Here is an 11,532-nt window from a genome sequence, read left to right on the forward strand (position 1 = left end):
AGGGTCGACTTCAGCCAGGAATTGGGTCCAGGACCAATCGGGAGGGGTCGGCGACCCCGCCGGCGACGCGTCTCCTCATGCACATGAGGCTGGCGCACCTCCGCCCGGACATTTCGTGCGGATTCGGCGGCACGCCTGGGAAGCGGCACCATTGCGGGGCTCTGTGTCGCTTTGATGGCTGGGGACGGGCCGCCGGGGGACGGCTCAGGCGCGGTTTGATCCGCGCGCGGAAAGGGGGGAATTGCGGATGGCCGAGGCGGACATGCGCGCCAGCAGAATCACCGGTCCAAGGCCCACCAGCAGGATGACCAAGGCGGCGAGCGCGCCATCCTCATAGGTGCCGCGGGCGGCTTCCCCATAGACGTGGGTGGCGAGCGTCTCCAGGCCGAGGGGGCGCAGCAGCAGCGTCGCCGGCAGCTCCTTCATGGCATCGACGAAGACCAGCAGGGCAGCCGTGGCCAGCGCAGGCCGCAGCAGGGGCAGAAGCACCCGGCTCACCGTGCCCGGCCCGGAGCAGCCGAGACTGCGGGCCGCCATGTCGAGGTGCGGGGAGAGCTTGGCGAAGCCGGCCTCGATCCCACCCACGGGAATGGCCATGAAGCGGATGGTGAGGGCCACGACCAGCGCGATCCCGGAGCCGGAGAGAAGGAGCCCGGTGGACAGGTCGAACGTCCGCCGCATGGCCGCGTCGATCATGTTGTCGAACCCGGCCAGCGGGCTGAGCAGGCCCACCGCCAGCACCGTTCCCGGCACCGCATAGCCGAGGCTGGAGATGCGGGCGAAGCCGGTCGCGAGCGGCGAGCGGCCGAGCCGCTGGGCCAGGGTCACCACGAGGCCGAGGCTGAGGGTGACGAGGGTCGCGGCCAAAGCGATGCCCGCCGTCGTCGCCGCCTCGCCGAGGATCCGCACGGGCAGGCCGGTCTCACTCATCCGCCGGAAGGCGGAGATGGACAGATGCAGGAAGGGCACGAGGAAGCCGGCGGTGACCGGAACCAGGCAGAACAGCATGGCTGCAACGCCGGCGAACCCGGATAGCCGGGTCGGCGCCTGGGGCCGGGCCGAGCCGGTGGCGACGAAGCGCTTCGCCCGCCGCGCCCAGCGCTCCACCAGGATCAGCCCCAGCACGAGGGCCAGCATCACCAGGGCGATCTGCGCCGCGCCGGGCAGGTTGGAGCGGTTCACCCAGGTGGCATAGATGGAGACTGTGAGGGTGCGCACGCCGAGGAATTCGGAGGCGCCGATATCGCCCAGCGTCTCCAGCAGCACCAGTGTCAGCCCGGCGACGATCGCCGGCCGCGCCAAAGGCAAGGCGACGCCGAGAAAGGCGCGGCCGCGTCCGGCCCCCAGGGTGCGCGCCACCTCCATGGCGGCGGCGGACTGCAGGGCGAAGCTCGCCCGGGCTGACAGGTAGACATAAGGGTAGAGCACCGACGACAGCACCAGGATGCAGCCGCCGGTGGAACGAATGTCGGGCAGGCGGAAATCGCGGGGGCTGGCGATGCCGAGCACGGCGCGCAGCGCCTCCTGCACCGGGCCGAGGGGATGCAGCACCTCGAGATAGGAGAAGGCGACGATGTAGCCCGGCACAGCCAGCGGCAGCAGCAGCGCCCACTCCAGCACACCTCGGCCGGGGAAGCTGCAGGTGGCGACGAGAAAGGCGCAGGGCACGGCCACCGCCAGCGTCAGCAGGCCGACGCCCAGGAGCAGCGTCCCGGTCTGCAGCAGGGCCGAGGGCAGCACCGTCTCGATGAGGTGGGGCCACATATCGCCGGAGCCCTTGGCGGCGATACCGAGGAGGGTGATGAGCGGGAGCAGGACGAAGAGCGCGACGAGCCCGGCCGCGGCGAGCAGCGGCGTCACCCCGGCCGGACGGAAGAGGCGCGACATCAGGTGGCGCAGGGGCAGGTGGCGCTGCCCGAGCACGGGGCGTGGGGGCAGGGCTGCATCGGCCACAGGCGGTGCCTCAGTTGTCGAAGCCCACCTTGTCCACCAGCTCGCTGGCGCGCTTGCGGTTCTTGGCGATGGCCACCAGCGAGGCGGGGTCCACCTTCAGCGGGCCGAGGTCGGCGATGATGGGGTCGATGCTCGCCTCAGCGATCACCGGATACTCCATGTTCTCCTTGGCGTAGACCGCCTGCATGGCGGGCGACACGGCGAATTCCAGGAACTTGATAGCGGCGTCCCTGTGCGGGGCGTTCTTCGCCACCGCGGCGCCGGAGACGTTCACATGGGTGCCGCCGCCCTCGAAGGTGGGCAGCAGCACGCCGATGCCGTCGCCCCACTTCTTCTGGTCCGCCCCGCCCTTTCCAGAGCGCATGAGGCCGACGTAATAGGAATTGCCCACCGCGATGTCGCAGATGCCGCCGAGGATATCGCGCGCGCCCTCGCGGTCGCCGCCGGCCGCCTTGCGGGCGAGGTTCGCCTTCACCCCGCGCAGCCAGGCCTCGGCCTTCTCCTCGCCGTGGTGGACGATGAAGGCGGCGACGAGGCCGATGTTGTAGGGGTGCTGGCCGGAGCGGATGCACACCTTGCCCTTCCACTTGGGATCCGCCAGCTCCTCGTAGGTGATGGCATCCTGCTTCACCACGTCCTTCGCGGTGTAGACGAGGCGGGCGCGCAGGGAGAGGGCGTACCAGTTGCCGTCCGGATCGCGCAGGTTGGCCGGGATGGCGGCCTTGAGGGCCGGCGTCTCCACCGGCTGGGTGACGCCGGCGTCCACCACGTCCAAAAGGTTGCCCACGTCCACGGTCATCAGCACGTCGGCGGGCGAGGTGGCGCCTTCCGCCTTCACCCGCTCGGCAAGGCCGTCCTTGATGAAGACGCTCTTCACCTCGATGCCGGTGGCCTTGGTGAAGGCCTCGAACAGCGGGGCGGCGAGGCCCGGCTCGCGGGTGGTGTAGATGTTCACCACCTGCTGCGCCTGGGCGGTCGTGGCGGGAAGTAGACCCGAAGCGAGAAGCAGCATGCCGCCGGCGACAAGACGGCGCGAAACGCGAGACTGGGCCATTCCTCTTCCCCCGCAATGAGGTGAGCCCGGTGCGGCCGAGACCTTGGTCTCGCCTCCGCCGCCCGAGACGCAGAAACAATCAGCATTGTGGCTAGCTGTTCGCCCACCGGCGCGTCAACGCATAAGCCGTTGAGCGGAAAACATTGGAAGGCGTCTAATTTTACTTTGAAATATCTCTAAACGATGCGGCCGGTCCGAAGAGATGGACCGGCAAGGTCGCCGGGAATGGGCCAGGAGCCATGGGCCAGGAGCCATGGGCCAGGAGCCATGGGCCAGGAGCCATGGGCCAGGAGCCATGGGCCAGGAGCCATGGGCCAGGAGCCATGGGCCAGGAGCCATGGGCCAGGAGCCATGGGCCAGGAGCCGCGGAAAGCAAAAAGCCCGGCGCTGGGCCGGGCTTCCTTTGTCGGTGCGATCGAAAGCGCGCGCTGCTCAGTCCTCGAGCTCACCGATGTGGTGCTGCGCGTAGAGCTGCAGGCCAAGCTTGGAGACGAGGTCGAGCTGCGTCTCGAGGAAGTCGATGTGGCCTTCCTCGTCCGCCATCAGCTCCTCGAAGAGGTCGCGGCTCGGATAGTCCTTCACCGAGTGGCAGTAGGTGGCCGCTTCCTGGTAGAGCGCGCGGGCGTCGAGCTCCGCGGCGAGGTCGCACTCCAGGATTTCCTTCACGTCCTGGCCGATCCGCAGCGGATCCAGCACCTGCATGTTCGGGAAACCGTCGAGGAAGAGGATGCGGTCGGTGAACTTGTCCGCGTGCACCATCTCTTCGATCGACTCGGCGCGCCACTTCTTGGCAAGCGCCTTGTAGCCCCAGTTGTCGAGCATGCGGTAGTGCAGCCAGTACTGGTTGATCGCGGTAAGCTCCGAGCGCAGGCCACGATTGAGGAATTCGATGACCTTAGGGTCGCCCTTCATTTTGTGCTCCTGATGCCCGTTGGCATAAACGCTAGTTTGGAAGCAGGATTAGACGAATTCTAACTCTCTCGCAACACTGGTCCTCTGATACCCCCGTCACCATTCCGTTGGGGCGCCTTCCGAAACGGAGTGTGGAGGACCTATTCGGCGGCCACCATGCCGGTGATGGCGGCGACGGGGCAATCCTCCGCGCAGCCGCCACAGTCGTGGGCCTGGGCCTGGTTCATGAGGTTGCGAATGGTCCGCGCGCACCGGCCGCACTGGGGAGAGCAGCCGAGGCAGCGATAGACCTCACTGGGGGAACGAAGACCCTGTGTGCCCGCAAGGGCGTCGAGGACCTGACGGTCTGAAAAGACATTGCATGAGCAAACGATCATGGCGAAGGTCCGCAACGCTAAATTGGAAGACTTCTAAAAACTTGTTTCTACTGCATTTTTTGTCATTAGAGCGGTCTTCGTCAACTCCGTGAAAACGCGACATGGTGGCTTTGCCGCTGTCTTCAAAGACATTCGGCGTCACATTCGAGCAATTCCATTTTGAAAAACGGCCTCAGGAGGTGCGCCAGCACCGAAACCGGCCGATGGGGTCACGCCAGCGGCAGTGTCAGCCGTGCGATCATGCCGCGGGTGACGTCCGGCCTGATCTCGAAAGCGCCGCCGAGGGCCTGCGCGTCGGCGGCGAGTCGCGCCGCGAGCAGGGGCTGGCCGGAAGCGCTGAAGCGATCCGCATCCGCTCCAGCCTCCACCGAAAGCGGTGCCAGCGCCGTGGCGCGAGAGACCTCGTCCAGGGACGCGCCGCCGTCGCACACCAGGAGGCAGGCGTGACCGGCCTCCTCGAACAGCGAGATGGCGACGGAGCCGCCGGCCGGGGTAGCGCGCAGCCCTTCCTCGATCATCAGCCGAACCAGGCGTGTCAGCCGCGGCGCGTGGGACGGGACTGAAAGGCGATCCGCAAGATCGGGGCGCAGGACCACCCGCCGCCGGCACGCTTCCGGCTGGAGGGCGGCGACGGCCGCGCGCGCCAGCGCGGCGAGATCACACGGGACGGGGGCTGCCTCCTCCGGGGGGGCCGTCAGGGCCGAAAGGTCGTCGAGGGAGCGCTGAAGGGTGGACAGCGCCTCGCGCACCTCGACGGGCATGGGCGAGGGCGGGGTTTCGCTCCGGGCATAGCCGAGGGCAGTGGCGACAGGCCGGCCGAGGCTCTCCATCAGCCGGCGGGCGAGGCGGGGAAGCTGGTCCGGCGGCTCCGCCACCGCGACAGGAGCGAGAGGAGCAGGCGAGGCCATGGGGGCGGGGGGTGGAAGGGCAGGGCCCACCACCACACAGAGCATCTGCAGGTCGGCGCCGGCCCGGGCGATGCCGATGCGCGTGGCGAAGGTTTCGCCGCTGCGGTCGCGCAGGCGCACATCGAGTTCTTCGGTCGCGGCGGCCGCCGCCACCCGGTCGAGCGCGGCCACGGCGGCGGCCCGGTCCTCCGGGGCAATGGCGAGGGTGAAGGGCTCGCCCGCAAGATCGAGGGGGGAGAAGCCGAAACGCGCCTCCGCTGCCGTGTTGCACAGGCGGATGGTGCCTTCCTTCTCGAGCAGGAAGACGGGCCAGGGCACCATGTCGAGCGCTGCCCGGCGGGCGGCAGCGCGGCTTTCGCGGGCATCCGCCGCATCGAAGGGGCGGATGACATGCAGCAAGGCGGGCCGGCCCATGAAGGGCGAGGCCACGAGGCGCACCTCCACCGGCAGGCGCCGGTCGTCGGCGGTCACAAGGAAAAGGCTGCCGTCCGCCTCCCGCTCCAGCATGCGGCCGAGGCCGCCCGCGGTGCGCAGGTCGTCGAGGCTGTCCCAGCCGGCAAGGGCGAGAAGGGTGCGGTTGGCATAGGTCAGCTCGCCTTCCTGCTGGACCACGAGGCCTACGGGCAGGCGGTCGAGCAGGCTCGCCTCGCGGCGGCCCTCCGCCTCTTCCGCATCCGCCGGGGCGGCGGGCGTCTCGTCGAGGCGGGGCTTGGGCCAATCCTCGATGGCGGCGGCCAGGGTCCGGGCGATCTCCCGGAAGGCGGAGCGCTCCTGCGGCGAGAGGGTCCCGCCGCGCAGCGGCACCACATTCTCCGCGAGATGGTGGTCTGGGGCCAGGTCGGGGATGAGCGGGAGGGCCGGCCTCGCCGCGCGGGCGCGCCTGGGCAGGGCGCGCAGCACGCCGAAGCCGCGCAGGAAGCGCCGCCGCCGCGCCGCATCGAGCACGGGCACGCCGCCGAGGTCGAGCTCCAGGGCCGCGTCCTCTGGCGTCCGCGGGGCAACGGTGGCCTTGACGTCGCTGAAGCTGCCGCCCGAGGCGAAGGCGGTTGCAAGCGCACCGCCGGATGTCAGGAGCCCGGCCTCCTCCAGCTGCGCGAAGGTGCGGCCGAGGAAGGTCTCGGCGCGCTGCCCCAGCGCCGCGGCAAACGGCGGGGAGAGGCGGGACAGGCGATCGTCCACATCCGTCTCGAAGGTGATGCGGACGGGTTGGAGGGCGGACGGACCCGGATCCATCGCCATTGGCGTCATCCCGGTCGGCGGCGGGACGGCCGGCACGGGGCGCGTGGCCGGGGCCTCAGCCGAGGTGGCCGGATCGGCGAACAGCACGGCCGCGCCGCGGGGCAGGGTCATGTGCTCATAGCGGAACAGGCGTGGCACGAAGGCGCCGGGCAGGCGCAGCCGGACGAGGCCGGACCGGCCGGAGAGCGCAAGCGCGGCCCGGGCGACATCCGCCGGCGCGCCGGTGCCCGCGATCAGGCCGCGTGCGGCGGCGGCGGGCGTCGCCTCGATGATGGTGCCGGCGGGGAGGGCGACAAGGAAGGACGGGAGGTCGGTCCTCCCCAGGGGCGAAAGATCCGCCGGAGGCAGAGCAACGGGGCGGGCGCTCGACTGCGACATGTCTTCGGTTTGATCCATACCACCCCGGCGTGCCGGACCTACGGCGGATGTTGGGACGTTCCTATGGGCTGTTATCGTCCGGATTGATTAACGTCAGTGCAATCCGGGCGATTTTTTGCCTTTCATATTGCCGAAGCGTCCCTGAGCGATACTAAGATCATCCCCGGTGCGGTCGCCTGCGCCGCCCCGACAACCCGAGGAGTGACGGCCATGACGACGAAATTCGGTCCGGACCTGGAGTTGCCTGCGGAGATGCGTGCCATCGCGGAGAAGAACGTGGCGCAGGCGCGCCAGGCGTTTGAAACGCTGTTCCATAACGCCCGCGAAGCCGTCGGCGACACCGAGGGACGCATCGAGGAAGTGCGCTCCGGCATCAACGACCTGCGCCAGAAGGCCATCGGCCTGATGGAGGCCAATGTGGAGGCCAGCTTCGACTTCCTGCACAAGCTGGTGTCCGCCAAGAACCCCCAGGAAATGCTGAGCGCGCAGGCTGAATTCCTGACCAGCCAGATGAAGTCGGTGGCCGAGCAGGCCAAGTCCTTCGGGGAAGAAGCCAAGTCGCTGGGCGAATCCACCGTCCGCACCTTTGACGAGCATGCCCGCGCCCTTGGCGAGCGCCTGAAGACCCTCGCTGCCTCCGCGGCCCAGAGCGCCCAGAGCGCCGCCCAGGACTTCAAGAACGTGAGTGAAACCGCCGTGCGCGACGCCAAGGCCACCGCCGACCATGCGGCAACCACGGCCGCGCAGGTCACGGACCCCAGCCAGGGCCACTGACACAACTTTTGTACAGTTGTGCAGCGCAAGATTTTCATTTTGCGCTGCATGCTTCCTGGGATATAAACAGAAAAGTCGGGGATACACGCTTACCAATTCATCGGTTTTTCCGCTGGGCGAAGGCGCGTTCGCAACCTGGCGGGAGACGGATGAGGTGGCGTGACTCGGCGCACGGACTGGCTCGCCCGCTTCACCGAGGAAGACATGAACGACACCTTCATCAAGGCCTACCAAGACCAGATCGAAGCCGCGAAAAAGGCGTTCACCACGAGTGCCGGTTCCGGCCTGGAGGTGCCCACGGCCGTCCGCGAGATCGCGGAGAAGGGCCTCGCCACCTGCCGCGAGAACTACGCCAAGCTGAAGGGCACCGCCGATCAGGTGAATGCCGCCCTCGAGGACACCTACACCACCGCCTCCAAGGGCGTGGCGCAGTACAATGCGAAGGTGCTCGAGGCCGTTCAGTCGAACGTGAACTCCTCCTTCGACTATTTCAACTCGCTGCTGACGGCCAAGTCCCTGGGCGAGGCGGTGGAGCTGTCCACTGGCCATGCCCGCAAGCAGTTCGAGGCCCTGACCGCCCAGGCGAAGGACCTGTCCGCCTTCGCTCAGAAGGTGGCCGCGGATTCCTCCGAGCCGCTGAAGTCCTCGGTGGAAAAGACCATCAAGCCGGCCGCCTGACAGCGCCATTTCCGGTCGATTTGCCCATGATCCGCCGCCGCGTCTTGCGTGAACACGCTTGACGCGGCGGTTTCGCCTTGCAATGACGCGGGCGTTTCTCCCCGCGAGCTTTTGCATGCGTGCCCTTGGTTCCGTTTCGCCCATCCTGCTCGTCGGCCCGTCCTGGGTCGGCGACATGGTCATGGCGGCGAGCCTGGTGGAAGTGCTGCGGATGCGCGAGCCCGGCCGGCCCATCGACGTGCTGGCCCCTCCGGCCGCCCTTCCCGTCGCTCGCATGATCCCCGGGGTGCGCCGCACCATCCCTCTCGGTTTCGGCCATGGGGAGTTGGGCCTTGTCGCCCGCTGGAAGGCCGGGAGGGCCCTGCGCGCCGAGGGCTACGGCAAAGCCATCATCCTGCCCCGCGCCTTCAAGGCCGCTATCGTCCCGCTTGCCGCCGGCATTCCCGAGCGCGTGGGCTACAAGGCGGAAGGCCGCAGCCCCCTGCTCACCGATGCGCGGCCCGATCCCAACCGCAAGACCGCCCGCACGCTGGACCGCTTCGTCGCGCTCGCCTTGCCGGCGGGCTCCATCGCCCGCGCGCCGCGCCCGCGGCTGATGCTGCCGGATGGTGCGGTGGACCAGGCGACGGCCAGGTTCCCGCTCTCCGGCGAGGGGCCGGTGATGGTGCTCTGCCCGGGCGCCGAATACGGGCCCGCCAAGCGCTGGCCGGCGGAGAAGTTCGCCGCCCTCGCCGCAATGGCGGTGAAGGAGGGCTACCGCATCCGTGTCCTCGGCTCGCCCAAGGATGCGGAGGCCGCACAGGCCATCGAGGCGGGAGCGGGGGTGCCGGTGGATAATCTGGTGGGCCGCACCACGCTCATCGACGCGGCGGCCATCCTCGCCACGGCCGACGTGGTGATCTCCAACGATTCCGGCCTGATGCACGTGGCCGGCGCCTTCGACCGGCGTCTGGTGGTGCTCTATGGCGCCTCGTCCGAGAAGATGACGCCGCCGGCCTCTCCCTTTGCCCGCGTGCTGGCGCGGGACCTGCCCTGCCGGCCCTGTCACCAGCGGGAATGCCCGCTGAAGACCCTCGCCTGCCTGGAAGGCATCGCCCCCGAAGAGGTTCTGGCCGCAGCCGAGCAGATGCGCCGATGAAGGTGCTTGTGGTCAAGCTGTCCTCGCTGGGCGACGTGGTGCACACGTTCCCGGCGCTGACGGACGCCATGGCCGCCGTCCCCCACCTCGAGTTGGACTGGGCGGTGGAGGAAGCCTTCGCGCCCGTGGCGCGGTTGCACCCGGCGGTGCGGCGGGTGATCGAGGTGCCGTTGCGGCGCCTGCTGCGCAAGCCGGTCCAGGCCCTGCGCGGCGCCGAGGCCGCCATGGTGCGCGCGGCGCTTCAGGCGGAACGCTACGAGGTGGTGATCGACGCCCAGGGCTTGCTGAAGAGCGCGGGCGTGGCGCTTCTCGCCTCCGGAGCGCGCCACGGCTTCGACCGGACGAGCGCGCGGGAAGGTCTTGCCGCCGTCAGCTACCACCAGCGGCACCATGTGCCGGAGGTGGAGCATATGGCGGTGCGAATCCGCAAGCTGTTCGCCGCGGCCCTCGGCTATCGGCTGGAGGGGCGTGCGGCGGATTCCGGGCTGCGGCCGGCGCCGGTGGCGGGGGCTGCGCCCTATCTCGTCTATCTGCACGGCACCACCTGGCCCACCAAGACCTGGACGCTCGCCGGCTGGCGGGCGTTGGCGGAACGCGCGGGCGGGCAGGGGCAGGAGGTTCTGCTCTTCTCCCATGGGGACGGGGAGCTGGCCCGCGCGGAGGCCATCGCCGAGGGGCTGCCGCAGGTGCGCCTGCTGCCGCCGCAGACGCTGGAGACCCTTGCCCCCGTGCTGGCCGGCGCCGCCGGGGTGGTGAGCGTGGATACCGGGCTCGGCCATCTGGCGGCGGCCTATGGGGTGGCGACGGTGGGCCTCTACGGCCCCACCAACCCGCGCCTTACCGGCCTGTTCGGCGCCCGCGCGGTGGAGCTTAAGGCCCGCCGGGCCTGCGCTCCCTGCGAGAAGGCCACCTGCCGCATCGCTCCGGAAACGCGGGAGGGGCCGCCGTGCCTCGCCGACCATTCCGCCGCCGAGGTCTGGCAGGCGCTGGAGCGGCTTCGGAGCTAGCGTCCGGTCCGGGCTGCGCGGTTAGGCTGCGTCCCTGAAGATGGACAAGAGGCGCAGGTGCGTGGCACACCGGGCCCGACAAACGGATGGGATGAGAGCGAGATGACGCGATCGGTGGCCATGAGCCGCGACCTCCTCCTCGTGACCGGCGGAGCAGGCTTCATCGGCTCCAACATCGCCCGCGCCGCAGCCGAGGACGGCTACCGCGTGGTGGTGGCCGACTGGCTGGAAGACGGCCCCAAGTGGCGCAACATCGCCGACATCGCCCTTCACGACGTGATCCGGCCGGAGACCGTGAACACCTTCGTGGAGCAGGAGGGCGGGCGGCTCGCCGCCGTGGTGCACATGGGCGCCATCTCCGCCACCACCGAACGGGACGCCGACAAGATCGTCGCCCGCAACATCCGCGCGACGCTGGACCTGTGGGACCTGTGCGCGCGCAAGGCGTTGGGCCTCGTCTACGCCTCCTCCGCCGCCACCTATGGGGACGGCACCAGCGGCTTCACCGATTCCGAGGAGGCCGCCGACCTCGCGGCACTGGCACCCCTCAACCCCTATGGCTGGTCCAAGCTGTTCGTGGACCGGCGGGTGATGGCGGATGTAACGGAAGGCCGGCCCCGGCCGCCGCAGTTCGCGGGCCTGCGCTTCTTCAACGTCTATGGCCCGGGCGAGGCCCACAAGGGTGACATGCGCTCGGTGGTGCACAAGATCTATCCGGCCGCCGAGGCGGGGGAGAGCGTGACGCTCTTCAAGTCCCACGATCCGCGCTACGCGGACGGCGGGCAGCTGCGCGACTTCGTCTATGTGCAGGATTGCGTGGAGGTGGTGCGCTGGCTTCTGGAGAGCCCGGACGTCTCCGGCATCTTCAACGTGGGCACCGGCGAGGCGCGCTCCTTCGCGGACCTGGCGAAGGCGGTGTTCTCCGCCCTCGGCAAGGATGCCGACATCGCTTACGTGGACATGCCGGAAAGCCTCCAGAAGGCCTACCAGTATTTCACGCAGGCGGATGTCTCCAAGCTGCGGGCGGCAGGCTACACGCGGCCCTTCACCTCGCTGGAGGATGGCGTCTCGGCCTATGTGAACGGCCACCTGAAGCCGCGCAACGCGGGGTGAG

At 69.3% G+C, this 11,532-nt stretch carries 10 protein-coding genes; 5 read left to right on the top strand and 5 right to left on the bottom strand.

The window, feature by feature from the left end; translation table 11 throughout:
- Positions 1-204: 204 nt before the first annotated feature.
- From V5F59_RS10545 to V5F59_RS10565, 5 genes are all read right to left on the bottom strand, one after another.
- Positions 205-1,953 (bottom strand): ABC transporter permease, encoded by a 1,749-nt coding sequence (locus V5F59_RS10545; protein ID WP_393982304.1) that lies wholly within the window; start codon positions 1,951-1,953, stop codon positions 205-207.
- 10 nt (positions 1,954-1,963) lie between these two features.
- Positions 1,964-2,965 carry an extracellular solute-binding protein gene (locus V5F59_RS10550; protein ID WP_393982449.1) on the bottom strand — a complete coding sequence of 334 codons (1,002 nt, stop codon included), beginning with the start codon at positions 2,963-2,965 and terminating at the stop codon, positions 1,964-1,966.
- A gap of 474 nt (positions 2,966-3,439) precedes the next feature.
- On the bottom strand, positions 3,440-3,919 hold the full coding sequence (bfr, locus tag V5F59_RS10555) for a bacterioferritin (RefSeq protein WP_393977101.1): 480 nt from the start codon (positions 3,917-3,919) through the stop codon (positions 3,440-3,442).
- 140 nt (positions 3,920-4,059) lie between these two features.
- Positions 4,060-4,296 carry a (2Fe-2S)-binding protein gene (locus V5F59_RS10560; RefSeq protein WP_393977103.1) on the bottom strand — a complete coding sequence of 79 codons (237 nt, stop codon included), beginning with the start codon at positions 4,294-4,296 and terminating at the stop codon, positions 4,060-4,062.
- A gap of 209 nt (positions 4,297-4,505) precedes the next feature.
- A complete protein-coding gene (locus V5F59_RS10565; RefSeq protein WP_393977105.1) occupies positions 4,506-6,821 on the bottom strand; it encodes a PAS domain S-box protein in 2,316 nt (771 codons plus the stop codon).
- 210 nt (positions 6,822-7,031) lie between these two features.
- Between V5F59_RS10565 and V5F59_RS10570 the strand changes: the two genes are divergently transcribed.
- The 5 genes from V5F59_RS10570 to rfaD all read left to right on the top strand — a co-directional run bounded on the left by V5F59_RS10570 (position 7,032) and on the right by rfaD (position 11,531).
- On the top strand, positions 7,032-7,595 hold the full coding sequence (locus V5F59_RS10570; protein WP_393977107.1) for a phasin family protein: 564 nt from the start codon (positions 7,032-7,034) through the stop codon (positions 7,593-7,595).
- Between the two features lie 159 nt (positions 7,596-7,754).
- Entirely contained in the window at positions 7,755-8,273 is a 519-nt protein-coding gene (locus V5F59_RS10575; RefSeq protein WP_393977109.1) for a phasin, read from the top strand.
- A gap of 115 nt (positions 8,274-8,388) precedes the next feature.
- Positions 8,389-9,411 (top strand): lipopolysaccharide heptosyltransferase II, encoded by a 1,023-nt coding sequence (gene waaF, locus V5F59_RS10580; protein WP_393977111.1) that lies wholly within the window; start codon positions 8,389-8,391, stop codon positions 9,409-9,411.
- A complete protein-coding gene (waaC, locus tag V5F59_RS10585) occupies positions 9,408-10,418 on the top strand; it encodes a lipopolysaccharide heptosyltransferase I (RefSeq protein WP_393977113.1) in 1,011 nt (336 codons plus the stop codon). The genes waaF and waaC overlap by 4 nt, the downstream gene beginning before the upstream one ends.
- Before the next feature lie 102 nt (positions 10,419-10,520).
- Positions 10,521-11,531, top strand: a complete 1,011-nt coding sequence (rfaD, locus tag V5F59_RS10590; RefSeq protein ID WP_393977115.1) for an ADP-glyceromanno-heptose 6-epimerase — start codon at positions 10,521-10,523, stop codon at positions 11,529-11,531.
- Position 11,532: the final 1 nt, after the last annotated feature.

This window comes from Xanthobacter nonsaccharivorans (genome assembly GCF_043194755.2).
GTDB classification, from domain to species: domain Bacteria; phylum Pseudomonadota; class Alphaproteobacteria; order Rhizobiales; family Xanthobacteraceae; genus Xanthobacter; species Xanthobacter autotrophicus_G.